Source organism: Pelobacter propionicus DSM 2379 (genome assembly GCF_000015045.1).
In the GTDB taxonomy this organism is placed as follows: Bacteria; Desulfobacterota; Desulfuromonadia; order Geobacterales; family Pseudopelobacteraceae; genus Pseudopelobacter; species Pseudopelobacter propionicus.
In genome coordinates, this window is record NC_008609.1 from 2,083,389 (window position 1) to 2,105,921 (window position 22,533).

The following is a 22,533-nucleotide window of genomic DNA, read 5'->3' on the forward strand; positions in this document are numbered from 1 at the left end:
ATTATGTGGAAGTTACTGACTTTTCTTCAGAAAAACCTGATATGGACGATACCCGCGGCCATGGTGGCGGGGCTTGCGTACGGTTCGCTGTGGAACGCTTCCCCCCTGAAGTCGACCATCGTGCCGCTGACATTCCTCATGGTCTATCCCATGATGGTCAACCTGCAACTGGAAAAGGTCTTTTCAACCGAGGGGATTCGCTGCCAGTTGGCGACCATGCTGATCAATTTCGGGGTTATTCCCTTCGTGGCTTTTTTCATCGGCCGGTGGTTCTTCGCGGACCAGCCTCTGATCATGCTCGGCCTGCTGCTGGCGGCCCTGCTCCCCACCAGCGGCATGACCATCACCTGGACCGGTTTCGCCGGCGGTGATATCAACGCGGCCATCAAGATGACCGTCATCGGCCTGGTTGCCGGCTCCATCGCCACCCCCTTCTATGCCCTCTGGCTCATGGGAGCGGCGATTGAAATACCGCTGGCCGAAGTCTTCCGGCAGATACTGTTCATCGTTTTCGTTCCCATGCTGCTCGGGTATGCCACAAAACGGATGCTGATCAAACGTTACGGCCGGGAAGCCTACCAGCGCGACCTGCAGAAGAAATTTCCCCTCTTTTCCACTCTGGGCGTACTGGGGATCGTCTTTGTCGCCATGGCGTTGAAATCAGGGAGCATTATGGGCAATCCCGCCATGCTCCTTTCCTACCTCGGGCCGCTCGCCCTGCTCTATCTGGTGAATTTCCTGTTGAGCACCCTGGTGGGCAAGCTGTTCTTCCCCCGCCCCGAAGCCATCGCCCTGGTGTACGGCACCGTCATGCGCAACCTGTCCATCGCCCTTGCCATCGCCATTACGGTTTTCAGGGAAAAGGGAGCGGAAATCGCCATCATCATCGCCCTGGCCTATATCGTCCAGGTGCAGGCGGCGGCCTGGTACGTCAAGTTTACCGACCGCATCTTCGGCAAGCGCGCGGCAACGGCCTGAGACGGCGCGGTATCAGGGCCGGCACCCCGTACCGTCTCTCTTTTCGCGCGGTTCGCGTCAGGCGGTAGCGTGCCGTCACACAAAGCCGTCCCCATGAGCGCTGATCTACGGCTAACGCCCGTTCACCCTTCGACGAGTTCAGGGCGAACGGGCGTTGCGGCGTTCAGTGGGTCCAGTCGGCAATCCTGATACCCGGACCAAGTTTTTTTTCGACCGCCTCCTTGATAGCAGCGAAATGCGGACAGGGAAAACCGATGGGGTTGCCATTTTTCATGCAGGAGGCAAAGACAATGGCCTCCGCCCCACGGTCAACCATCATCTTGGCTCGGGTAACGGATTTTTTACCGGAACACCCGCCACAGGAGAGAAAACCGATAATCTCAACCGGGCCGGTCTCCTCAAATGCCCGCGTTCCTTCACTGGCAATCTTGAAATCCGTGCTGCCGGGACACATATCTTCGGTAAGTTGACAACGAATGATGCCTACCTTCATTCCCTTTCCTCCTTTTCACATCTCCGTGCCCTGATAACAACGAATCCCCCATCGCCAAAGCCTTCGAGAATGGTTGCATCGGTTGGCTCGCCCGGTAACAGGGTCTGCCGGAATGAGAAGTCAGTAAAGCCGGTTTCACGCAGTACCTCCACCAGCTCGCTCACCGAATAAAATGTGGCGTCGCGATAGAAGGTGCTTTGTCCTTTTTTCTGTTCATAGATGCGGCCCAACTCGCTTCCGCGGTCAATGAAACCGATAACGAGAACCCCGCCAAGTTTAAGGATGCGCCACGCCTCGCGAAAGGCCCTGGCAACATCGTCAAGGAAGCAGACCACCGTTACCATCAGCGCAAAATCAAAACTGTTGTCATCGAACGGCAGGGCCTCGGCAACCCCCTCTTGCACCTCCACGCCACGATTACGAGCCACTTCAGCCATGACCGGCGAGGGTTCAACGCCAATGGAGATGCCGAGGGGCAGCGCAAAACGTCCGGTGCCAACGCCAATCTCCACACCTTGGCCATTGGCAGGCACGAGAGTCTGCAGGGCGCCCAGTTCCGCCTGATAAAGGTCGTTATGTCTCTCGAACCAGGCATCGTATTCGGTTGTATGTCTGTTGAATGTAGATGCGTTATTCATGGTTTTTTCCCTGCGATCAAAGCGTGCTTCACCTCTGTTTGCATCGGTGTGTTCTCCTTTCAGGCTGTGCCCAGAACACCTTCAGCAGTAGGCGGTTATTTTATGAAACATCACCTGCTACCCGGCAGAGCGCCGAACAGCATTCAGAATCTTTCCGGGCTTCAGCGCCTCGGTCAATGCAATATACCCGCCGACGATTATCCTGACATCCGTATATCCCTTTGAAAACAGGTAGACATACGCAAGAGTCGATCTGACGTTGGCCGGACAGAAGATTCCGATTGCCTTGTCTATTGGTAGCTCATCGATACGCTCAGGCAGTTCATGCACCGGAATATTCATGCTGGACACATTGGAGTGATGTTTCAGTTGGATCGCGATTGATTCAGATTCCTCCCTGGTTCGCACATCCAGGAACACTACATCTTCCTGGTCGAGGAATATGTCCGGATCGACAATGTAGTTTCCGGAGCCCAAATAATCAAGCGCATGCTTTCTCAGTAGTTCATCCACGATTGCTTCCCTCCTCATGCGTATTCTCCGCAGCTTTTAACCTGGAAACAGCAGCCCTCACCGGTTCAATGGCATCTCCTGTTCAGACCGGCATCGTCCGGCGCAGGGGGCAGGCCATGCCGGAACAATGATCCGTTGTCCCGAACTGATCGCACCGCAGCGGATACCGGGCCGGTAGGGGAACCGGCAGCAGCTCTCTCGAAATCTCCTCCGCCTCGTTCAGCGCGATCCAGACTTCGCGCTGGCAGCAACGCGCGGCGGCATGCTCGGCTATCTTCGATGCGACCCGGATAACGATCTTCTGCACCAGATTGCGTTTCGTCCCCTCAAAGGGGGTGGCGCCCAGGAGTACCGAGAAGGCGATGCCCACGCCAATCGCGGCGCCGTCAACACCGAAAAAGGAACAGAATGCCCCCGGTATCTGGGCGCCGCGGGCGATACCGGCCATGATCCGTTCATCGGAGATATCTCCGCCGTTGTTCCGGTAGGCAGCCAGAAGGATGCCGGGCACCATGGGGTGATGGTGCGGGCCATGGGTCGGAAAGTGCGGGTTGGAACGGATGTCGTGCAGGATGGCAAGCGTATCCCGGTGAGAGCTGGTCAGGCAGGAGGCGGTGATGAGTTCCCCGACGGCCTGGATACGGCACTGGTCGCAGACGAAATGCCCTTCCTCGCAGCAATGTTCCACGAGCGCGGTTTTGCCGCAATACCGGCACGAAAGCGTTTTCGGGGGGGAGATATCCAGGATCTTTTTGCCGCACACCGGGCAGCCGCTCCTGTGGCCGACATCAACCGGCGCGCATGCGCATGTCTCATCCGCGGCTGCCGATTCCGGGGCGCAGCAATCTCCCTCCAAGAGGGGGGAGCAGCAACCATCCATTCCGATCCGGGGAGATGGCGGCGGACAGGAAAAACTCATCTCGGGGCTCATGTCGCAGGTATCCCGATACAGCGGCGTTCCGTCGCTGGACGTCAGGTTGTACAGACAGAAGGGGATCATGCGTCCGTCCGGCGCGGCCACATGGATACAGCACTCCTGGACCCGCTCCAGGTCCAGGCTCCACACGTCCTGGAAGGCCATGGCCGAGATGGCGAAGGTGTTGGAGCGGTGGTTCTCCAGGAAGGCGTCCAGGCTGTCCCTGGCTGGGCAGCAGGATGCCGGTTTCGGCGCGGCCCACTGGTTGACCACGTAGGACACGGCCTTGCCGGTGCCCCAGTTTTCCTGTTGATCACCCCGCGAGCAGTCCACGGCCTGCCTGCTGAGCGGTTTCAGGGAGCCGTCCTCCTGACGCAGGAAGTTGCCATGGAACGAGCAGAGCGGGTGCTCGCAACCGGGGGGTATGAAGTGGTCGGCCCGGATCAGGCCGTCGGTCTGCTGCTGGATGGCACGCATCAGGTCGGGCAGAGTCAGACGCTCTTCCGCCGGAGGCGGAGTGAGGTGGCGTCCGAAATAGGCAGCAGGCTGGAAGTGCACCCCCCGCACCGCCGGAGCCAGTTCCAGCGCCAGCCGCAGAATCGCGCCGATATCACCGTCGTTCACCCCCTTCACGATGGTGGGGACCAGCACGATCCCCAGGCCGGCGCTGGAGCACTGCTGTATGGCCCTCATCTTTTCCTCCAGCAGAGCCCTGCCGCGGATGGTCCGATAGATCCGGTCCTGGGTGCCATCGAACTGGAGAAAGACGGAGAACAGCCCGGCTTCCTTCAACTTGACGGCATACCCGGGCTCAGCCGCCAGACGCACGCCGTTGGTGTTGAGCTGGATGAAGGGGAACCCAATCGTACGACCCAGGCTGATGATCTCCGGCAGGTCGTCGCGCACCGTCGGTTCACCGCCGGAAATCTGGACGATATTATGAGGTCCGCTCTTTCGCAGCGCATTCAGGAATCTCCAGGCGAGATCGGCCGGGGAAGGATCGGGCCCGGAATCATCGCCGCTATCCGCGAAACAGAAGGGGCAGCGCAGGTTGCAGCGGCCGGTGACTTCGATGAGCACCGTGCAGGACTGCTGGCGGTGTTCGGAGCAGATACCGCAGTCGAAGGGGCACCCCCGCCCTTCCCCCGCATGGGGAACCGTGGTGTGGACGGCCGCCTTGGCGCGACCCCACCCTTCGAGCGATGGTGTTCCACGCCAGATAAGGGTCGTGAATTCGCCATGTTCCGGGCAGGTTTTCACCAGATAGATATTGTCACCCTCGCGGACCCGTTCCGCCGGGATCCGTTTCAGGCAGTGGGGACAGAGACTTGCCCGGAGCTGCGTAGCCATTTCGTTGCCGTTATTCATGACGTCGCGGTTCTCCTCTGGAAGCGTTTCTTGAGCGATTATTCAACCCAACATATAACCGGTTATAGAGCGAATCAAGAAGATAATACCTTTCCCCGTCCAGTGACGGGCACCGGACGCTGCCGGGCATTCGCGATCAACCGGGACAACGAGCCGTCTTTCCGTAACGCTTCGGCTCAACCGGAGACAGCCATCGACCAGGGGCGAGATGCGGCCCGGTACCCGGCGGCGCCGCGCGGACGGGTCGAACCCGGCTCCCCGTCGAAAATCCTTGACACAATAGTTAAGCTAATGTACCAAATAACAATGGAAACGAAAAACGAGATGATCAGAGCCGCCATTCGCGGAATCATACGCATCGCCCACCAGTATGCGCGCATCGAGGAGCAGCCGCTCCGTTTCGATGAACATGAAGAGGTCACTACCCGTGAGGCGCATGTCATCCAGGGCATCGGAGAAACGGACGGGATGAACATTACCGCCCTGGCGAACCGCTTCGGCATCACCAAAAGCGCCGCTTCCCAGATGGTTTCCAGGCTGGTGAAGAAAGGATTCGTGGAAAAACGCCAGGCTTTTCACAGCAACAAGGAGTTCCTGCTGTCGCTCACGGAACGGGGCAGGCTCGTATTCCAGGCCCACGAACGGCTGCACGGCACGGAACTGGAAGAGCTCATAGACCGCATGAACTCCTTCTCCCTGTCACAGATCGCGACGCTTTCGGTCATGCTGGAAGTCGTCGGGACGGCCATGGACAACCGTCTCTCCTCCTCTATCCCAGCGAAAACCGTCCATTTTTTCCCCGCGGAGAGATAGACTGTTCCGGTTCTGACAGGGTACATGCAGGCAGACCGTTTTCCCTCTTTCCCACGGGAGAGGGGGAACGCCTCAACACAAAACATCCACAGCGCCATCCCCGGGACAGGGCGCATTTTTTAACCACGAAATGTTAAGCTACTTAACAAAAGGACGCACGCATGTTGAAACTGAAAGACACGATAATTGATGTTTCCATCAGACGCTACAAGCTGGTAGCCGTTGCCATTGTCCTGTTCACCATCGTTACCGGCGCTTTTTTTCCGATGATCACCATCGATACGGATCCGGAAAACATGCTTGAAAAAGATGAGCCGGTACGGGTCTTTCACAACCAGAGCAAGAAGCGCTTCAACCTGAGCGAGACCATCGTGCTGGGGGTTGTCAACGAACGCGATCCGGACGGAGTGTTCAACCCGGAAACTCTCAGGCGGGTCTACGAACTGACCGAGTTCGCCAGGACGCTGCGCTGGGAGGACACCAAGAACCCCGGACATACGTCGGGGGTCATCGAAACGGACATGATCGCCCCCTCGCTGGTGGACCATATGACCCAGGATGGACCGGGTACACTGCGTTTTGAGTGGCTCATGGCCGCTCCGCCGGAAACCAGGGAAGAGGCGCGGGCGATTCGCGACAAGGCGCTCTCCAACCCGCTGCTTAAGGACCAGATGGTCTCCTGGGACGGAAAAGCCCTCTGCCTGTACCTCCCCTTGACGGACAAGCTGCTCAGTTACCGCGTCTATGAAGAACTGAACAAGAAAATCGGTCAGTTGGGAGGGGACGACCAGTACCACATCGCCGGGCTTCCGGTGGCGGAGAGCGCCGTCGGCGTGGAGATGTTCAACCAGATGACGGTGGCAGCCCCCCTGACCATGCTGGTCATCTTCGGTCTGCTGCTCCTCTTTTTCCGTCGTCTGACGCTGATCATCCTCCCCATGATCGTTGCCACGGTGGCGGTGGTTTCCGCCCTGGGGCTGATGATCGCCTGCGGGTATCCGGTGCACATCTTAAGCTCCATGCTGCCCATCTTTCTGATGCCCATCGCCATCTGCGATTCGGTCCATATCCTCTCGGATTTCTTCGAATGCTACACACAGGAAAAAGGGCGCGCGCAGACCATCAGGGAGGTGATGGGCGCGCTGTTCGCGCCGATCACCTCCACGTCGCTGACAACCGCCGCCGGGTTTCTCTCCTTCGTCACCACCGATATCCCGCCGGCCCGGGTATTCGGCGTGTTCGTGGCTCTGGGGGTGATGATCGCCTGGGCAACGACGGTACTGCTGGTTCCGGCCTACGTGATGATGCTTCCCGAACGGGTGCTGGAAGGATTCGGCAGGGACACGACAGCCGCAGCGGAACGGCACACCAGGCTGGGCGTTTTTCTGCAGTGGCTGGGCGGGTTCGCATGCAGGCGCGCCAAACCGGTACTGGGCGTGCTGGCGCTGCTGATCGTTGTGGCCACCTGGGGCATTTCGCGCATCACTATCAATGACAACTACGCCAAACGTTTCAGCACCGGCCATCCGATCCGCACGGCCGACCAGGCCCTTAACCGGCACTTCGGGGGAACCTACACCGCCTATCTGGTGCTGGAGGAAACCAGGGGGGCCAAACCGACATCCCGGGACGTCGCGGAGTTGGACCAGGCTCTTGTGGAGGCAGCCGGAGGGATCGAGGATTCCAGTGGCACGAAACAGACACTCGTCGCGGAACTGCGCCGGCGTCTGCCGCTCTTCGCCCGGCGGTCCGACAGCCGGCAGGAGCTTCTGGACGAAGCCGTGAAGTTTCTTGATGAGCGTTTTCAAGGCAGCGCCAAGGACAAAGCGTATGTTTCGCGGGAGCTGAAGAGCTTTTTCGAAGGAGAAAAGGAACGCCTGAAACCGTTCAAGCGCCCTGAAGTGCTGCGCTACATGGCCGGACTCCAGGCCCATCTGGTACACGCGGGCATCGTGGGTAAAACCACGTCAGCCGCCGATGTGGTCAGCAAGGTCAACCAGGAACTGATCGACGGCAGAGCGGAACACTTCCGGGTCCCCGACAGCTTCCGTGGGGTATCAGAATGCTACCTTCAGTATCAGCAGAGCCACCGTCCCGACGACCTCTGGCATCTGGTGACGCCCGATTACGGCAGCGCCGCGATCCGGATGCAGTTCAAGCAGGGAGACAGCACCCAGACCGACAAGGCGGTCCGGGCCGTGGACACCTACCTCAAGGCTAATCCCCCCCCGCTGGGACTCTCGCACCGCTGGGCCGGGCTTCATTACGTCAACCTCGTCTTCCAAGAGATCATGTTCCGCCAGATGCTGGGTTCGTTCGTGGGGTCGTTCATCATCGTGTTCGTCATGATGGCTGTTCTCTTCCGGTCGCTGCTCTGGGCAACCGCCTGCATGCTGCCGCTCTCCATCACCATCGCCGCCATCTACGGGATCACCGGAATCGTGGGCAAGGATTACGACATGCCGGTGGCGGTCATGAGCGCCATCACGCTGGGCATAGCGGTTGATTTCGCGATTCACTTCCTGGAGAGGAGCCGGCGTCTGTACCGGGAGACAGGCTCCTGGAAGGCGACGGTTCCCCTGGTGTTCGGAGAACCTGCCCTGGCGATCTCCAGGAACGTGCTGGTGGTGGCGCTGGGCTTCCTGCCGCTGATGGTGGCGCATCTGGTGCCCTACAAGATCACCGCGGTACTGCTCTTCGGTATCCTCTCTACCTCCGGCCTGGTGACGCTGCTCTTCCTGCCCGCGCTCCTGACCGTGGCAGAGAAGCGGTTTTTCGGCACGGCCGCTGGATGAACGAGCATAACAACAGGGGACGGCTCCATGGTCTTGCCACGCATCCTTTGGTTTCGCGTAAAGGCAGTCGAAGCGGAGCTCGTCCGGAAAGGGAGAAGACGATGATGAAGCGAGCGGGATTAGTGGTGGCGGCATCCGCGCTGCTGGGAGGAATCGGGCAGGCCGCGGAGCCGGTAACGAACCTGGGTGTGGACGAACTGGTGAGAAAAAGCAATCACATGGCCCTGTATCAGGGGACGGACGGCCGCGGCAGGGTCAGCATGCTGATTACTGACAACCAGGGGCGCACGCGCAGGAGGGAATTCACCATGCTGCGCCGGGATGTGGGGGATAATGATCAAGACCAGAGCTATTTCGTGCTGTTCAACGAACCGCCGGATGTGCGCAGGATGGTCTTCATGGTTCACAAGCATGCCGCGCCGGGGAGGGAAGATGACCGCTGGCTCTACCTGCCCGGCCTGGACCTGGTCAAGCGCATCGCGGCCAGCGACAAGCGCACCAGTTTTGCCGGCTCCGACTTCCTCTACGAGGACATTTCCGGCCGGAACATCACCGAAGACAGGCACGAGCTGCTGCGAACCACGGACAGGCACCATGTGCTGAAGAACACCCCCAGAAAGCCCGGTAGCGTGGAGTTTGCCTACTATCTGGCATACCTGGACAAAAAGAGCCTCATGCCGGTGAAACTGGAGTTCTACAAGAAACCTGAACGGCTCTACCGGGTGATCGAGGTACTGCGCATGGAAGAGATCCAGGCCCGGCAGGGAGAACGGCGGGTGGTCTATCCCACGGTCACGCGCAGCGTTGCCCGGAACCTGGATACGGGCAGCCGGACCGAGATGGTCTTTTCCCATATCGGTTACAACGGCGGCCTCAAGGAGGAGCTGTTCAGCGAGCGCTACCTGAGAAAACCGCCCCGAGAAGCGCTGCGATGAGCCTGACCCGTCTCATGGGCGCGATTCCCGGCGCAGCCGTCGCGCTCTTCCTGATCTCGCCCCCCTCCCCCGCCGCCGGGGCCTTTCCGGGGGCGCTTGGGGATCTGATCACGACGGAGCTGCACGGATACGGCGAACTGAGGGGTGGCGGCCGCCTTGGCGGAGATCCCCACGAAAAGGGGATCTCACTCATGGAAGCCCGCCTACAGCTCGAACTGAGCGCTTCCACCCCATGGTGCGACTTCAAATACAAGGGAGATGCCTGGGGTGACGGCGTTACGGAACAGGCGCGGTACGACGGACGTGAACTGTGGCTCTTCTCCCGCCCCCTGGAGGTCATGGACATCAAGATCGGCAGACAGGTGCTGACCTGGGGAACGGGGGAACTGGTGTTTCTCAACGACCTCTTCCCCAAGGACTGGAGGTCGTTCTTCATCGGACGCGACGCCGAGTACCTCAAGGCGCCCTCCGATGCCGTGAAGATCGGCCTGTTCATCGATCCGGTCAGTATCGACCTGGTGTACACCCCCCGCTTCGACCCGGACCGTTTCATCACCGGGGAATACGTCTCCTCCTGGAACGCTTCCCTGGGGCGTCGTTCCGGCCGCGATGAGGTCGTCTCCGCCGATACGCCGGACGGCTGGTTCAAAGACGACGAGATCGCACTGCGCCTGTACGGGAACTGGGGAGGATATGAACTGGCGGCCTACGGCTACCAGGGGTTCTGGAAAACGCCCCTGGGGCGCACACGCGAGGGGACTACCGGCTTTCCCCGCCTGAACGTCTACGGCGCCAGCGTCCGGGGAGGGATCGGACCGGGTATCGCCAACCTGGAGTTTGCCTGGTATCGCTCCGTCGATCGGGGCAACGGCCGTTCCCCCCCCTCGGAGCTGAGATACCTGGCAGGCTATGCCCGGGAAATCGGGAGGGATTTCACCGCAAGTGCGCAGTACTACGTGGAACAGATCATGGGGTTCGGACGCTACCGGAGACTGGGAGGAGCAGCGGCCGACCGGGACCGCGTCAGGCATGTCCTGACCGTGCAGTTGACCAAGCTGCTGTTGAACCAGAACCTGAAGCTCTCCCTGTCCGGCTACTGCTCTCCCAGCGACCGGGACGCCTATCTTCGGCCGGGCATCCGCTACAACCATACGGACAGGATTTCACTGGAAGCCGGCGCCAACATCTTCTTCGGCCGCAGACCGGAGACTTTTTTTTCACAATTCAAGGACAATACCAGCATCTACGGAGCTGTTCGCTACAGCTTCTGACCGACAAAAGGAGGAACCATGAACACGGCTGTTATCTTCGATTCCCTGGGGGGCAATACCGGCAGAGTGGCACTGGCGATACGGGAAACGGTGGAACGCCACGACCTTCCCTGTGCAGTGGTGAAAGTCAACGGCGAGACGGAGTTCAATTTTTTCGATTATGATCTGGTTTTCATCGGTTCGCCGGTCATCGACTGGCTTCCCACCCGGCGCATAATGGATTTCGTCAAAAACCGGATGACCGCGTATAACCGCGGAGGGCTGATCAAGCCGGCATCACCGCTCATCCCGGGGAAATTCGGCGTCTGTTTCGGCACCTTCGCCGGGCCGCACATCGGGGAACGGGAGGCGCGGCCCATGACCATGTGGCTGGACTCGTTCCTCGGTCACCTCGGCTTCAGCGTGCTGGACCACTGGCACGTGCCCGGCGCCTTCTCCGATCCGGCAAAGGAGGCCATGAACCGTTGCGGCCGACTGGGAGACATCCGCAACCGGCCCAACGACAATGATCTGGCGGATATCGGAAACCGCGTCGCGGGTATCCTGTCGCATCTGGAGGCGTGGAGCCCCCCGGGCAGGGAACCGGTCTGATCCGAGCCGTGCCGACTGGGCGGATGCGTTTTCACGGAAACGCATCCGCTCCTCATCTCACCCGATCGAGAAAGGAGAAATGACCATGAACGGCGCTGCGTGCCGTTGTGAAAAGGGACATGACGTACGGGAACAGTGGGGAGCAGGCAGGAGCATCCTCAGGATCCGGGATCCGGGAATCGTGTTCGACCAGCTCGATCTCCGGGAGGGGGATCGTTTCCTCGACCTGGGGTGCGGATCAGGGGACTATGCCATGGCGGCGTCCCGCATCGTGGGACGTTCGGGAGCGGTGTTCGCCCTGGAAAAATCGAGGCAAAGGGTTGCTCGTCTGGTTGCCGAGGCCGCTGACCAAGACATGGACAACGTCCTGGCCATGGCATGCGATATCAGCCGTCCCCTTCCCGTGGGAGAAGAGAGCATCGATGTCTGCCTCCTGGCCACGGTCCTGCACATTCCCGAAGTTGCCCGCCACATGCGGGCCATTCTCGGCGAAGTCCATCGTGTCCTGAGGCCCGGGGGGCGTCTGGGGATCATCGAATGCAAGAAAGAGGAGACAGCCTTCGGCCCTCCCCCCGGCATGCGTCTTTCAGCTCGGGATATCCGGGAAGCGCTGCCCAGGGGGGCATTCCACGGAGAGGTGGAGACGGATCTGGGGGGGTTGTATCTGCTGCGTCTTGTTGCGCTTCAGCTCTGAGACTGCTTCGGGAGCACTCACTTCAGAACTCCAGCACCGTTCCGACGGCGGCGAAGAAGAAGCGCTCCCCCAGCCTGGCGGCGATGCGGGCCGATCCGTACAGGCCGGTGCAGTGGGAAACGCCGACCTTTTCTATCCCGAGACGTTCCAGAACTCCCAGCGTCTTCTCGAACTGCTCCTCGCCGGCAAAGCCGAGATGGGTTCCGCCGATCACGGCATGGATCCGCTTTCCGGCAAACGTCTCCGTGACATAGTCGATGATGTTGACCAGTCCGGCATGGGCGCAGCCCAGAACCAACACCAGCCCCGCGGGGGTCTCCACGACCATGGACAGGTCGTCATTCACCGGATCGGGCCGCAGGATCTCGCCCGTCTCGGTAACCGCAACCTGGCTGGCGTCACCCTTCTCCCATGGGCTGCACCGGGGAATCTCGCCGGTCAGCCAGACCCCCGGGCCGATCTCAGTCAATTCCCGGCTCAGCCGGAAACGCGCCCCCAGGGATTCCAGGTACTCCCGGCGATGGGGGATACCGAGAAAGCGTCGTTTACCCTCCAGTTCCCAGTAGCGGGACAGGAACAGGTCGGGATGTCCAAGGACGTCAAGGCCTTGACAACATTCCAACACCTGCGGTAAAGCGCCGGTGTGGTCGTAATGGCCATGGCTGATCAGAAGCGCCCGGATGCTTCCCAGTTCTTTTCCCAGATAGCGGGCATTGGGGACCAGGGTCCGCCCCTGTCCGGTATCGAACAGATAACTACCCTGCGGCGTTTCCAGAAAGCAGGCAAAGCCGTGCTCTCCCAGCAGGCCGAAAGGCTTGGCAACGGAATTCTCGCAGAGAATAGTCAGGCAGATCGCCATGGTCCCCTCCCCTTACCTGTGGTTGCTATGCCGAGAAGGCGATTACCTTTTCGAACGCCTCCTGCATGGCACGGCCGGCCGGCGTATCCGCCGGTGCCACCATACAGGGTTGTCCCGCGTCCCCGCCCGAAACCATGCCCGGATCCAGCGGAATGCGACCCAGGAAGGGGACGCCCATCTCTTCGGCCAGGCGTTCGCCGCCGCCGCTCTTGAAGATATCAGCGTTCTCTCCGCAGTGGGGACAGACATAGCCGCTCATGTTCTCGATAACGCCGATCACCGGCAGCTTCAGGTGACCGCAGAAGGTGACCGACTTGCGCACGTCCACCAGGGCCAGGTCCTGGGGCGTGGTAACGATGATCGCGCCGTCAACGTCCTGCAGCAATTGGATGACCGATAGCGGCTCATCACCCGTTCCCGGGGGGCAGTCCACCACCAGATAATCCAGCTTCCCCCAGGCAACCGAGCCGATCAGCTGTTTGATGACGCCGTGCTTGGCAGGCCCTCTCCAGACCATGGCCTGGGACTGGTCTTCCAAAAGCAGGCCGATGGACATGACCTTGAGCGTATCGCTGAAGGAGGCAGGCTCCATCATATTCTCCTGCTGGCCCGTGACCCCTCCCTTCAATCCCAGAAGCGTCGGAATGCTGGGGCCGTGCAGGTCGGTGTCCAGGAGGCCGGTTTTCAGTCCCTTGCGGGAAAGGGCCACGCTCAGGTTGGCGGCCACGGAGCTCTTGCCCACCCCCCCCTTGCCCGACAGGACGACGATCTTACGCCGTATGTTCCGCAGGGTCTCCTGCATTTCCATCTGTTCATTGATCCGCTGCATTTCAGCCGTACTCTGCCCGCAGGCTCCCTGGTGCGATGAATTTCCCTGACACGTACTGCTCACGGTACTCCTCCTGATGTACATGGTTTATTTTTTAACAACTTAGCCTTCAGTAGCTCCGAATAGTTTCGATTTTATGCTGTAATCCATGACAGCCACCCGGAACCCCGAGGCTCCCAGGGCCGAACAGTGGACCTTGAACTCCGGCAACCCGTCGATATATTCGATGATCTGATCATCGGAAACCAGCATGGCCTCCCCCACCGGCTTGCCCATGACCAGTTCCGTCATGGCGCTGGCGCAGGCGATGGCGGCCGGACACCCCTTGATCTGGAACTTGATGTCCTTGACGATATCGTCTTCTATTTTGACGTACACCTTCAGATGATCCCCGCACTCCGGATCGCCGATTTCACCTATGCCGTTGGCGTCCTCAAGAACACCGTTGTTGCGGGGGGTCAGAAAATGATCGAATACCTTGGGGCTGTAATGCGCGAAACTCATCTACTCCTCCGTTGATGGTAAAATATTCACCTGCTTATTCAGGCGTCCAGGCACAGCGGCAGGTTGACGAACTCCAGATACGGTTTCATCAACATCGTGCCGCCCCCTTCGGAAATGATGCGCTGGACCGCGTCAACATCCTGAACCCGTGCACCCGCCAGATGGGTAATCTTTGTCCCCTGGAACGCCTCGGGGCAGAGCGGCGTGGATGGCCCCAGGATGACCGCGGCACGGGGGGAGCCCAGACCGGCCACTAGCTCGTCCAGCGTCCCGTTGATCAGCGAGGTGGCGGTAATGATGGCAACGCTGCAATCGGCCAGCGCCTTTCGTCCCTGTTCGGGAGTGAGCGTATCCCCCCGCCCGGGGTTCATCTCGATTATGTCCAACCGGCAGCCGCTCTTCTGGATCTTCGCCACCACCGGCGCAAAATATCCCACCATGGCCACATGATCGTCCGCCCCGATGTCGAGTGATCCTATCACCTCATCGTCGGATGCCGGGGCATGGGGTGGCAACGAGAGCAGCGCGTTGGCGGTGGCAAGGCCAACCGCACGCGCCAGGGGCAGTTTCTGGTGGCAGAGCATGGTCAGCAGCACCGACGCAGGCCGGCCCGCGAGTGAGCCGGCGCCGCTGAGATGGGTACAGGAATGGGAATCGGACTTGGGAGTCCAGGCCACTCCGGCATGGCCGCTCTCCAGTGCCACGGCGGTGTATCCCAGCCCGATACGAATTTCGCTGACAATACTGTCCGCGGCTTGCGAAGCAAGAACATCCACCAGATTCCTCTGAATGGTCAACATGGGTTCCTCCTGATAGGTAACGCAATCACAAAAGCAGATGGCACGAGAGCACATAAGCCGAGCAAACCCAGCCTCTACTCTTCCTCGTCATGGGAATGTTCATTCCGGGACAGAACCTGCGCCGCGAGTTCCACGCACTCCGTGCAGTTAAGCAGTTTCCTATTCCTGATTTCTCGGCACTGCTGTGATCCGGCCCGTCGTTCGAAGCTGGAGCGCAACTGTTCCTTTGTCTCTTCCCGTTGCGAGAGATCCAGGGCCGCGTGAAGGGCGCCGCAGCGCCCCTCCTCCGCCTTTCCACCTCCCAGCTTCCGGGCGGATTCAATGATTTCGCCCGGAAGCTGGAGCAGTTCCTGAAAACCGCTATACAGGCTTTGTGCGCAATTCTGTTTTCCGGAACGATATGCAGATAGTGCTTTTTTTGTGGGCATTCCTGTTCTTTTCCTTCCGCTATCAGTGGTCGCAGGCGTTGACGCCGCTCTGCAGGGTTCCGGAAAGGTACTGACCCACCAACGCCTCGGGGGTGTCAGATGGTGCGCCCACGAATACCCGGATATCCCGTTCCGCGAACAGCTCCTGGGCGCGACGTCCCATGCCGCCGGCAATGATCATGCTCACGCCCTGCTCCGCCAGCCAGCGCGGCAGCACACCCGGCTCGTGGGGCGGAGGAGTGACGTCGTTTCGTCCGGTAATGCTCTTGTCCTCGGGATTAACGTCAATCAGCGCGAAACTCGCGCAATGTCCGAAATGCATGGTCAGTTTTTCCCCAGCCAGTGGAATTGCAATCTTCATCGTACAGTGCTCCTTTTTTTATGTGTGATAGTTATGAGCGGACCGTTACCAGCATCCGCTCTCCCTTACAGATCGAGATTGTTCCAGACCTGCCGTATGTCATCCGCGCTGGGGGCATCCAGCTCCACCACCGCCTTTCCCTGAATCTGCGCCTGAGTGACGCTGCTGTCGTAGCGGATACGGCCAACGGTTTTTGCCCCCGCCTGGATGGCGCCGGCTTCGATACGCTCGGTCATCTCCCGGTTGAGGTCCCACTTGTTCACGCAGACCGACGCCGAAATAGCGAAGTGGCGCGCCAGGGAGAGGACCCGTTCCAGATCGTGCTCTCCCGACACGGTCGGCTCGGTGATGACCAGCACAGCCGAGGCGCCGCTTAAGGAGGCGATTACCGGACAGCCGATCCCCGGTGGGCCATCCACCAGAATCAGCCCTTGGCCCTGCTCCCCGGCGATGCGGCGGGCCTCGCCGCGGACCGTGGAGACCAGTTTGCCGGAGTTTTCGGCGGCAACGCCCAGACGGGCGTGCACCATGGTTCCGCAACGGGTTTCCGATACCATCCACTCTCCACAGAGCCGCTGGGGAAAGTCTATGACCTGCACCGGACAGAAACGGACGCAGACGCCGCACCCCTCGCAGGATGCCGGATCGATGGAAAAGACGGTTTCACCCCGGTCGTTTTTCTCCATATTCACGGCATCGAAGCGGCACCACCTGCGGCAGACACCGCAACCGATGCAGTCCGACTGCAGGATGACCGCCCCATGCCCGCTGCGGAATTCGTGCCGTTCCACGATCCGCGGCGAAAGGACCAGATGCAGGTCAGCCGCATCGACATCACAGTCGGCTATGACCGAGCGGCCGGCCAGCACCGCGAACGCAGCCGTCAGGCTGGTCTTGCCCGTACCACCTTTACCACTGATGACAACAAGTTCTTTCATGTATTCATCCTTCATGCATGAGTATCGGTTCTGTCCGGCAGCCACCCGCCCCCCGAGGGAAGAGACACGTTGGCGCCATCTCTGAAACTGACCGAGTGTTACGAGCGTCGCTCAGCGGCGCCCGGAGGAAGCGCAGCGGAGCGCAGACCGGTCTTCACCGCATCCGGTAACCGGGAGGAGCTGAGTTTGAGACCGGCATACCCGGGTATGACCCGTGATCCCAACGTCTCGATCAACAACGCCTCTGCCGTGTCGCCGGTACAGTGACAGGGAATAACGATTTCTGGATTCCATGCACGGATGGCCGAACAGGTCGCCTCCAGCCGCTGGGGGGATGCATTCAGCAGATGGAACCCGCCGATAATGGCAAAGACCCTCTCGATGCCGCTCCTGGTACGGATCTGTTCCACGGTATTGATCAGGCCGGAATGACAGCAACCGGTTATGATGATCAGGCCGCGCTCGCCGGCGATCCACAGGGACATGTCATCCCTGATTGGATCGGGGTGGCGCCCCTCGGGATCCAGGAAAAAAGGTCCGCCCGTGTCTTCCAGGGGATGCAGGCGCGCAATCGGCCCGCTCACACCCACGTCAGGCGCGACCATGCGCGGTCCAGTGACCCAGGTGATCCTGCTGTCCGAAACATGCAGGAAAGCCTTCCCGTCGGAAAAGGGCATGGAGAGCAGCCGGGGGGCTTCTCCCGGCCGGATACTGTAGCGGGGCAAAAAGGCGTTGCTATGGCAGAACATGCGTGAAGAGGGAGCGATTCCCACCACATGGGAGACTGCGCCGCTGTGGTCGTAATGGCCGTGACTCAATACCAGCATGTCGGTCCGCCCCAGGTCGCAGCCCAGTTGTTTGGCGTTGTGGCCAAGAGCCGTGCCCTGTCCCGTATCAAACAGTATCCGCTGGCCGGAGGCCTCGATCCACACGGAGAAGCCGTGCTCCTGAATCAAACCGTCATCGACCCTGTTATCAACCAGAATGCGTATATCAAAATCAGTACAAGGCATTGTTAGAGAACCTCTGCATGAATTTCGCCTCGGCGCTGGCCATGAGGCTTCCGCCGTACAGCAGTTCCGCGCGCAACAGGTAGAGCGGAGGCGTCGCCCCCACGAGCCAACCCCGCACCATCAATGCCGACCCATAGGGAACCGGAGCAACGAACTTGACCAGAAGTTCTCCGGTCACCGCCTCGATCTTGTGCTGGAACAGGCAATGGGTCATGGCGGCATCCAGCAGCGAGCTGATAACGCCACCATGCAGAATGCCGTCGTACCCCTGCAGGAGGGAGTTTCCCAGAAAGGGGGCGGATACGCCTCCACCACCGTCGGGCACGAATTTGAGCCGTAACGACAGCTGGTTGAGTTCTCCGCACATGATGCAGTGGTCGTGATTCGCGATCCGTTCGGTGAGGGAGGAGTGTTGGATGGTCACGGGCAGTCACCGAGGAAAAGCAGGTATGGCGTCATGTTCATGATGTGTGTCGTTGCCCCGCATCTTCGCCATTCACGACCTTTTCCAGTAACCCGCGGAAGAGATCGCGATATTCGGGCAGGCTCTCCACGATCAACTCGCCGCGGGAGTAGACCTCGGCTATGCGCCGGTCATCGGGTAGTTCCAGGAGCAGGGAAATATTTTCCTGTCGGCAGTAGTCATGCACACGCATGTCTCCAACCCCCATGCGGTTTACCACGACGCCGAAGGGAATCCGCAGTTCCCGCACCATCTCCACGGCCAGTTTCAGGTCGTGGAGGCCGAAAGGTGTCGGTTCCGTGACGAGCAGGATGAAATCGACGCCACGGAGCGTGGCAATAACCGGACAGGATGTCCCCGGAGGGGCATCCAGGATCGCCGGCAGATCGTCCCTCATTTTTCGTTTTACCGCCCGGATCAGGGGCGGCGCCATGGCGACACCGATATCGAGCCTCCCCTGAATCAGGGTTATGTTTTCCGAGCAGCTGGTTTCCACCATTCCTATGCGTTGACCGATTTCACTGATGGCCCGGCGTGGACAGACCGCCATGCAGCCCCCGCAGCCGTGGCACATCTCCGGAAATATGACCGGCTTGGTCCCAAATGAGACGATAGCGTGATACTGACAGAAACGTCCGCATTCTCCACAGCCGTCGCAGAGCGCCTCATCCACGCTGGGAACCGGACTGGAGACAACGTCCTCCACCGGTTCCGTACATTTCAGAAACAGGTGAGCATTCGGCTCTTCCACGTCGCAATCCAGCAGTTGCACGGCAGAACCGAGCAACCGCGCCAGGTTCACCGAAACGGTCGTCTTGCCGGTCCCCCCCTTGCCCGATGCCACCGCCAGAATCATACCCAGTGCCCCTCCACGTCTGCCGAACCGGCTTCCGCCAGAGTTCCGGCGCGGTACTGTTCAAGGGCATCGGCGACCGTACCCGCATCGCTGGTGAAGATCCTGATACCGGCAGCCTGGAGCACGCGGAACGCCTTCGGACCACAATGTCCCGACACGAGGGCTTTCACTCCCTGACGCGCCACCGTTTCCGCCGACTGGATTCCCGCTCCCTGGGCGGAATCCAGGCTCTGCCGGTTGTCGACCACTTCAAACGTTTCCGTATCCAGATCAAAGATCAGGAAGTGCGGCGCCCGGCCGAAACGGCTATCCAGGGGGGAATCGAGGGTGCTGCCGGAAGTTGAAAAGGCTATTTTCATGGTTTCTCCCTTATAGATATGCGTGCGCGACAAAGAAAAACCGCGCCGCGGTCATGGCTGTATTTCAATGTTAATAGGCTGAATAAAGGGAATTTCGATCTCAATCATCTGGGAAGGAATGATCAATCACAGCTATTCCGCCATTCAGAATGGTATTAACCACCCCCGTCCCTCCCTGTTGCGGAAGAGATCGCTACGGTCACAGGAGGGAAACCGTAGCGTCTCCTGCCGTCTCGCCACACCCAAGGTCAGGGGCAGAAGGGCCGGAGGTGGTTACCCGGTGGATACATATCCAGCGAACGCTAGCGAGTGCTTCCCGTTCGGGCTTCCATTTCGTCCAGGCGCTTCATGATGGCGTCCAGTTCCATGCGCAGCGTTTGGTTCTGCTTCATGAGCATCCGGTTTTCAAGTTCCACATCCGACTCCTGGTTCGGCGCATTTGATCCAAAACGGCCATTGCCCTGGAACATGCGCTGTATGCCACGGCCTGCACCGCCCCGCCCCATGCCTCCACCGGAGCCCTGATTAAAGGCTCTTCCTCCCGAGCAATTACCGAATCCCCCGCCTGTCATGGGGCCTCTGCCCATCGGTCCTGTTCCGTCTCTACGCGGCATGATGAACCTCCTTTTTGCCTCTTGTTATCCTGAACAGACAGCTTTCCACTGCTGATATCCAGGGTTATTCTCTTGTCAACGCGGCACCGCAGCTGGGACAGCGCTTCTGCACACAGGGTACTCCCCGTTCATGCGGTTCGCGATATCCGCATGTGGCGCAGACGCAGAAACCGATTGCGCCTCCCGCCTGGGGGCCTCCCATGCGCCCGCGCCCCTGTCCACCCTGTCCACCCTGTCCACCCTGTCCACCTCTTCCTCCGTTCATGGCTGCCTCCTCTCCCCGTCACAACATCTTCTCCGTCTGTATGTCCTGCCACGCCGGCAGCAGCCAGGCATGGCGAACCGATCGTGTTCCAGCGTGCCATCCAGACAGGCCCGGGTTACCTCCCCCAGGTCTCCGGCAATAAAGGGTATCACCTGGATGCCGTTGGACATGACCATTTCCTTGAGTTGCCGTGAAATAGCACCGCACACCAGGGTTGCGATATTCAGGTGCGCCAGATTGATAACCTTGCGCACCGGAGAACCATCATCAAGAGTCTCTTCCGACTCGCCGACGATTCGGCCGTTATCACTATCCACCACGCGAATCCTGGTCGCTATGTCGAAGACCGGCGCTATGCGGTTATCCCAGTATGCAAAGGCTATTTTCATCGTCAGCGGTCCTTTTTGATGTCCTTACATTCAATCAGCTAGCAATCGCCGTGCCCACTATGTGGATTCACAGAACAAGGCACATAACCATCAGTAATTACATCTATAATCAGCCACAGAACGTAGGGGTTATCAAACCACACAATGGTTGCAATGCAACTCAACAGGGTTGCAAGTGGTGCATGCGCGCTACTGTCAACGCACGCCCTTTTTCAAAAACCCATAATTATCCACGGTTGTTTACGCTGCGTACGGTTGGTACTATCCGTGCATACAATAGCTAAATCTATACAAAAGAGTCGCCCTGCCATCAATAGGCTCATACATGGAAACGCGCCATACAGATACATCTACATCCCCTAAACATCCCGTATTCATCGAGGCCAGGGAATTATCCAAGCGGTTCGGCGATATCGCCGCCGTTGACAGGGTATCCTTCGAGGTAAACCAGGGAGAGCTCTTTGGATTTCTCGGCCCCAACGGCGCCGGCAAAACCACCACGATCAACATGCTCACCGGCCTTGCAAGACCGGATTCGGGGCAGATCCGTCTTGGCGGTCTGGACTGCACGGGAAATCCGAAGGCGGCCCAGCATCTGATCGGCGTCGTCCCGGACGAGAGCAACCTCTATCCCGAGCTGTCCGGATTCGATAACCTCTGCTTCTGCGCAGCTCTGTACGGCATGCGCCGGGACGAACGCCGCGCCCTACTGGAAGAGTTTGACCTAAAGAATGCACAGGAGCGGGACGCGATACTCTGAAAGGGCATTTTCATGACCTACGTTGAACTGCAGGAAGCGCTGCTGGTGTTCGGGATTGGCGAGCGTGCCTCACGCGGGGAGATCAGGGCACGGCACCGCCACCTGGTCAAGAAATATCATCCCGACGCCGGTGCCGAACCTGATCACGACCGGATCAGTAAAATCAACGCGGCCTACCGGGTGCTGCTGGATTACATCGAATCATACCGGTTCTCCTTTGCAGAGGATGAGTTCTACGAGCAGAATACGGACGAACGGTTGAGGAGGCAGTTCATGGACGATCCGTTGTGGGGAAATAGCATGGGGACTCGGCATCACGAGGAAGAGTAATGATCCTCGCATGGATACTACTTTTCAGCACCCTGGGGAGTGTGGGTGCTATGTCCGGTGGCGCCTTGTTGCTCTTGTTCCCCCGGCATGTCATAAAAAATCTCATACCCTGCTTCCTCAGCTACGCTATCGGCACACTGCTTGGAGCGGCCTTTCTCGGCATGATTCCCGCCGGACTCTGCCAAGCCCCCGCGCCAACCGTACTGTGTACGGTATTGGCCGGTATCATCATGTTCTTCATACTGGAGAAGATAGTTTTGTGGCGCCACTGCCATGATCCGGAATGCGAGCTGCACGGAAAACCGGGCGCATTGATTCTTATCGGCGATGCATTCCACAATTTTGTCGACGGTGTCGTTATTACCGCCGCTTTTCTCACGTCTATTCCTCTGGGCATCTCTGCCTCACTGGCAGTAATCGCCCACGAAGTCCCTCAGGAACTGGGGGATATAGCGATTCTTCTGGACAGCGGCTACACGAAGACAAGGGCATTCTGCTGTAACCTGATCTCGTCCCTAAGTACGCTGCCGGGAGCGTTGATCGCCTATTTTTATCTGGGTGCCACCAGAGAGGCGGTGCCATACGTTCTGGCACTCTCCGCCGCGAGCTTCATCTATATTGCCCTGGCGGATCTGGTTCCAAGCACTCACAAACGCCAGGGAATCGGCAACGCGGCACGGCAAATTGCACTCATCCTGTTGGGGATCTGTACCGTTGCGTTGTTCCGATTCCTGCATTGAATTTCAGAAAGGAGGACGTT

Annotated in this window: 27 protein-coding genes and 1 pseudogene; 10 read left to right on the plus strand and 18 right to left on the minus strand. The window is 59.4% G+C overall.

Annotated features, from left to right (window positions below):
• The first annotated feature begins 3 nt into the window (after positions 1–3).
• Positions 4–978, plus strand: coding sequence for an arsenic resistance protein (locus PPRO_RS09595; RefSeq protein WP_011735809.1), 975 nt, complete (start codon positions 4–6; stop codon positions 976–978).
• A 163-nt stretch (positions 979–1,141) separates the two neighbouring features.
• Here the strand turns inward: PPRO_RS09595 and PPRO_RS09600 are convergent, their stop codons facing one another.
• The 5 genes and pseudogenes from PPRO_RS09600 to trsS all read right to left on the minus strand — a co-directional run.
• A complete protein-coding gene (locus PPRO_RS09600; RefSeq protein WP_011735810.1) occupies positions 1,142–1,471 on the minus strand; it encodes a CGGC domain-containing protein in 330 nt (109 codons plus the stop codon).
• Positions 1,468–2,109, minus strand: a complete 642-nt coding sequence (locus tag PPRO_RS09605; protein WP_011735811.1) for a class I SAM-dependent methyltransferase — start codon at positions 2,107–2,109, stop codon at positions 1,468–1,470. Before PPRO_RS09605 ends, PPRO_RS09600 begins: the two co-directional genes overlap by 4 nt.
• Before the next feature lie 117 nt (positions 2,110–2,226).
• Positions 2,227–2,640 carry a rhodanese-like domain-containing protein gene (locus tag PPRO_RS09610; protein ID WP_011735812.1) on the minus strand — a complete coding sequence of 138 codons (414 nt, stop codon included), beginning with the start codon at positions 2,638–2,640 and terminating at the stop codon, positions 2,227–2,229.
• Positions 2,641–2,704: 64 nt separating this feature from the next.
• Complete coding sequence (locus PPRO_RS21855) at positions 2,705–3,553, minus strand: DUF5714 domain-containing protein (protein WP_408633728.1); 849 nt, start codon at positions 3,551–3,553, stop codon at positions 2,705–2,707.
• A gap of 9 nt (positions 3,554–3,562) precedes the next feature.
• Positions 3,563–4,906: pseudogene (gene trsS / locus PPRO_RS21860) on the minus strand (radical SAM (seleno)protein TrsS); the annotation flags it as partial.
• A gap of 324 nt (positions 4,907–5,230) precedes the next feature.
• Here trsS and PPRO_RS09620 point away from each other — a divergent pair.
• The 6 genes from PPRO_RS09620 to PPRO_RS09645 all read left to right on the plus strand — a co-directional run bounded on the left by PPRO_RS09620 (position 5,231) and on the right by PPRO_RS09645 (position 12,005).
• Complete coding sequence (locus tag PPRO_RS09620) at positions 5,231–5,719, plus strand: MarR family winged helix-turn-helix transcriptional regulator (RefSeq protein WP_011735814.1); 489 nt, start codon at positions 5,231–5,233, stop codon at positions 5,717–5,719.
• 161 nt (positions 5,720–5,880) lie between these two features.
• The gene (locus PPRO_RS09625; RefSeq protein ID WP_011735815.1) at positions 5,881–8,514 is read left to right on the plus strand and encodes an efflux RND transporter permease subunit; all 2,634 of its coding nucleotides are present in this window, start codon (positions 5,881–5,883) and stop codon (positions 8,512–8,514) included.
• A 101-nt stretch (positions 8,515–8,615) separates the two neighbouring features.
• On the plus strand, positions 8,616–9,449 hold the full coding sequence (locus PPRO_RS09630) for an outer membrane lipoprotein-sorting protein (RefSeq protein WP_011735816.1): 834 nt from the start codon (positions 8,616–8,618) through the stop codon (positions 9,447–9,449).
• Positions 9,446–10,720 carry a hypothetical protein gene (locus PPRO_RS09635; protein WP_011735817.1) on the plus strand — a complete coding sequence of 425 codons (1,275 nt, stop codon included), beginning with the start codon at positions 9,446–9,448 and terminating at the stop codon, positions 10,718–10,720. Before PPRO_RS09630 ends, PPRO_RS09635 begins: the two co-directional genes overlap by 4 nt.
• A gap of 18 nt (positions 10,721–10,738) precedes the next feature.
• Positions 10,739–11,311: a flavodoxin family protein gene (locus tag PPRO_RS09640; RefSeq protein ID WP_011735818.1), complete on the plus strand. Its 573-nt coding sequence runs from the start codon at positions 10,739–10,741 to the stop codon at positions 11,309–11,311.
• An 85-nt stretch (positions 11,312–11,396) separates the two neighbouring features.
• Positions 11,397–12,005: a class I SAM-dependent methyltransferase gene (locus PPRO_RS09645; RefSeq protein WP_011735819.1), complete on the plus strand. Its 609-nt coding sequence runs from the start codon at positions 11,397–11,399 to the stop codon at positions 12,003–12,005.
• A gap of 22 nt (positions 12,006–12,027) precedes the next feature.
• Here PPRO_RS09645 and PPRO_RS09650 read toward each other — a convergent pair whose 3' ends face one another.
• From PPRO_RS09650 to PPRO_RS09710, 13 genes are all read right to left on the minus strand, one after another.
• On the minus strand, positions 12,028–12,864 hold the full coding sequence (locus PPRO_RS09650; protein ID WP_011735820.1) for an MBL fold metallo-hydrolase: 837 nt from the start codon (positions 12,862–12,864) through the stop codon (positions 12,028–12,030).
• Positions 12,865–12,889: 25 nt separating this feature from the next.
• Positions 12,890–13,756, minus strand: coding sequence for an Mrp/NBP35 family ATP-binding protein (locus PPRO_RS09655; RefSeq protein ID WP_011735821.1), 867 nt, complete (start codon positions 13,754–13,756; stop codon positions 12,890–12,892).
• A 39-nt stretch (positions 13,757–13,795) separates the two neighbouring features.
• Positions 13,796–14,197: an iron-sulfur cluster assembly scaffold protein gene (locus PPRO_RS09660; RefSeq protein WP_011735822.1), complete on the minus strand. Its 402-nt coding sequence runs from the start codon at positions 14,195–14,197 to the stop codon at positions 13,796–13,798.
• Between the two features lie 38 nt (positions 14,198–14,235).
• Positions 14,236–14,997, minus strand: a complete 762-nt coding sequence (locus PPRO_RS09665) for a DUF364 domain-containing protein (protein ID WP_041532240.1) — start codon at positions 14,995–14,997, stop codon at positions 14,236–14,238.
• Positions 14,998–15,071: 74 nt separating this feature from the next.
• Entirely contained in the window at positions 15,072–15,425 is a 354-nt protein-coding gene (locus PPRO_RS09670; protein WP_011735824.1) for a C-GCAxxG-C-C family (seleno)protein, read from the minus strand.
• 22 nt (positions 15,426–15,447) lie between these two features.
• Positions 15,448–15,786 (minus strand): NifB/NifX family molybdenum-iron cluster-binding protein, encoded by a 339-nt coding sequence (locus PPRO_RS09675; protein ID WP_011735825.1) that lies wholly within the window; start codon positions 15,784–15,786, stop codon positions 15,448–15,450.
• Positions 15,787–15,851: 65 nt separating this feature from the next.
• On the minus strand, positions 15,852–16,724 hold the full coding sequence (locus PPRO_RS09680) for an ATP-binding protein (protein WP_041532241.1): 873 nt from the start codon (positions 16,722–16,724) through the stop codon (positions 15,852–15,854).
• A gap of 98 nt (positions 16,725–16,822) precedes the next feature.
• Positions 16,823–17,737 (minus strand): MBL fold metallo-hydrolase, encoded by a 915-nt coding sequence (locus tag PPRO_RS09685; RefSeq protein WP_011735827.1) that lies wholly within the window; start codon positions 17,735–17,737, stop codon positions 16,823–16,825.
• A complete protein-coding gene (locus PPRO_RS09690) occupies positions 17,724–18,161 on the minus strand; it encodes a PaaI family thioesterase (RefSeq protein ID WP_011735828.1) in 438 nt (145 codons plus the stop codon). Before PPRO_RS09690 ends, PPRO_RS09685 begins: the two co-directional genes overlap by 14 nt.
• A gap of 37 nt (positions 18,162–18,198) precedes the next feature.
• A complete protein-coding gene (locus tag PPRO_RS09695) occupies positions 18,199–19,056 on the minus strand; it encodes an ATP-binding protein (protein WP_011735829.1) in 858 nt (285 codons plus the stop codon).
• The gene (locus PPRO_RS09700; protein ID WP_011735830.1) at positions 19,053–19,415 is read right to left on the minus strand and encodes a NifB/NifX family molybdenum-iron cluster-binding protein; all 363 of its coding nucleotides are present in this window, start codon (positions 19,413–19,415) and stop codon (positions 19,053–19,055) included. The genes PPRO_RS09695 and PPRO_RS09700 overlap by 4 nt, the downstream gene beginning before the upstream one ends.
• A gap of 302 nt (positions 19,416–19,717) precedes the next feature.
• Positions 19,718–20,029: a DUF5320 domain-containing protein gene (locus PPRO_RS21240; RefSeq protein WP_011735831.1), complete on the minus strand. Its 312-nt coding sequence runs from the start codon at positions 20,027–20,029 to the stop codon at positions 19,718–19,720.
• A 261-nt stretch (positions 20,030–20,290) separates the two neighbouring features.
• On the minus strand, positions 20,291–20,683 hold the full coding sequence (locus PPRO_RS09710; protein WP_011735832.1) for a NifB/NifX family molybdenum-iron cluster-binding protein: 393 nt from the start codon (positions 20,681–20,683) through the stop codon (positions 20,291–20,293).
• Between the two features lie 325 nt (positions 20,684–21,008).
• On the opposite strand from PPRO_RS09710, the gene PPRO_RS09715 reads away from it, so the two are divergent.
• The 3 genes from PPRO_RS09715 to PPRO_RS09725 are packed head-to-tail and all read left to right on the plus strand — an operon-like array spanning position 21,009 to position 22,513.
• Positions 21,009–21,443 carry an ATP-binding cassette domain-containing protein gene (locus PPRO_RS09715; protein WP_011735833.1) on the plus strand — a complete coding sequence of 145 codons (435 nt, stop codon included), beginning with the start codon at positions 21,009–21,011 and terminating at the stop codon, positions 21,441–21,443.
• 12 nt (positions 21,444–21,455) lie between these two features.
• Complete coding sequence (locus PPRO_RS09720; protein ID WP_011735834.1) at positions 21,456–21,773, plus strand: DnaJ domain-containing protein; 318 nt, start codon at positions 21,456–21,458, stop codon at positions 21,771–21,773.
• On the plus strand, positions 21,773–22,513 hold the full coding sequence (locus PPRO_RS09725) for a ZIP family metal transporter (protein ID WP_041532243.1): 741 nt from the start codon (positions 21,773–21,775) through the stop codon (positions 22,511–22,513). The genes PPRO_RS09720 and PPRO_RS09725 overlap by 1 nt, the downstream gene beginning before the upstream one ends.
• Positions 22,514–22,533: the final 20 nt, after the last annotated feature.

Excerpts from the sequence above, each read along its gene's own strand:
- PPRO_RS09595 (WP_011735809.1), top strand. The coding sequence starts at position 4 with ATGTGGAAGTTACTGACTTTTCTTCAGAAAAACCTGATATGGACGATA.
- PPRO_RS09600 (WP_011735810.1), bottom strand. The coding sequence starts at position 1,471 with ATGAAGGTAGGCATCATTCGTTGTCAACTTACCGAAGATATGTGTCCC.
- PPRO_RS09605 (WP_011735811.1), bottom strand. The coding sequence starts at position 2,109 with ATGAATAACGCATCTACATTCAACAGACATACAACCGAATACGATGCC.
- PPRO_RS09610 (WP_011735812.1), bottom strand. The coding sequence starts at position 2,640 with ATGAGGAGGGAAGCAATCGTGGATGAACTACTGAGAAAGCATGCGCTT.
- PPRO_RS21855 (WP_408633728.1), bottom strand. The coding sequence starts at position 3,553 with ATGAGCCCCGAGATGAGTTTTTCCTGTCCGCCGCCATCTCCCCGGATC.
- PPRO_RS09620 (WP_011735814.1), top strand. The coding sequence starts at position 5,231 with ATGATCAGAGCCGCCATTCGCGGAATCATACGCATCGCCCACCAGTAT.
- PPRO_RS09625 (WP_011735815.1), top strand. The coding sequence starts at position 5,881 with ATGTTGAAACTGAAAGACACGATAATTGATGTTTCCATCAGACGCTAC.
- PPRO_RS09630 (WP_011735816.1), top strand. The coding sequence starts at position 8,616 with ATGATGAAGCGAGCGGGATTAGTGGTGGCGGCATCCGCGCTGCTGGGA.
- PPRO_RS09635 (WP_011735817.1), top strand. The coding sequence starts at position 9,446 with ATGAGCCTGACCCGTCTCATGGGCGCGATTCCCGGCGCAGCCGTCGCG.
- PPRO_RS09640 (WP_011735818.1), top strand. The coding sequence starts at position 10,739 with ATGAACACGGCTGTTATCTTCGATTCCCTGGGGGGCAATACCGGCAGA.
- PPRO_RS09645 (WP_011735819.1), top strand. The coding sequence starts at position 11,397 with ATGAACGGCGCTGCGTGCCGTTGTGAAAAGGGACATGACGTACGGGAA.
- PPRO_RS09650 (WP_011735820.1), bottom strand. The coding sequence starts at position 12,864 with ATGGCGATCTGCCTGACTATTCTCTGCGAGAATTCCGTTGCCAAGCCT.
- PPRO_RS09660 (WP_011735822.1), bottom strand. The coding sequence starts at position 14,197 with ATGAGTTTCGCGCATTACAGCCCCAAGGTATTCGATCATTTTCTGACC.
- PPRO_RS09665 (WP_041532240.1), bottom strand. The coding sequence starts at position 14,997 with ATGTTGACCATTCAGAGGAATCTGGTGGATGTTCTTGCTTCGCAAGCC.
- PPRO_RS09670 (WP_011735824.1), bottom strand. The coding sequence starts at position 15,425 with ATGCCCACAAAAAAAGCACTATCTGCATATCGTTCCGGAAAACAGAAT.
- PPRO_RS09675 (WP_011735825.1), bottom strand. The coding sequence starts at position 15,786 with ATGAAGATTGCAATTCCACTGGCTGGGGAAAAACTGACCATGCATTTC.
- PPRO_RS09680 (WP_041532241.1), bottom strand. The coding sequence starts at position 16,724 with ATGAAAGAACTTGTTGTCATCAGTGGTAAAGGTGGTACGGGCAAGACC.
- PPRO_RS09685 (WP_011735827.1), bottom strand. The coding sequence starts at position 17,737 with ATGCCTTGTACTGATTTTGATATACGCATTCTGGTTGATAACAGGGTC.
- PPRO_RS09695 (WP_011735829.1), bottom strand. The coding sequence starts at position 19,056 with ATGATTCTGGCGGTGGCATCGGGCAAGGGGGGGACCGGCAAGACGACC.
- PPRO_RS09700 (WP_011735830.1), bottom strand. The coding sequence starts at position 19,415 with ATGAAAATAGCCTTTTCAACTTCCGGCAGCACCCTCGATTCCCCCCTG.
- PPRO_RS21240 (WP_011735831.1), bottom strand. The coding sequence starts at position 20,029 with ATGCCGCGTAGAGACGGAACAGGACCGATGGGCAGAGGCCCCATGACA.
- PPRO_RS09710 (WP_011735832.1), bottom strand. The coding sequence starts at position 20,683 with ATGAAAATAGCCTTTGCATACTGGGATAACCGCATAGCGCCGGTCTTC.
- PPRO_RS09715 (WP_011735833.1), top strand. The coding sequence starts at position 21,009 with ATGGAAACGCGCCATACAGATACATCTACATCCCCTAAACATCCCGTA.
- PPRO_RS09720 (WP_011735834.1), top strand. The coding sequence starts at position 21,456 with ATGACCTACGTTGAACTGCAGGAAGCGCTGCTGGTGTTCGGGATTGGC.
- PPRO_RS09725 (WP_041532243.1), top strand. The coding sequence starts at position 21,773 with ATGATCCTCGCATGGATACTACTTTTCAGCACCCTGGGGAGTGTGGGT.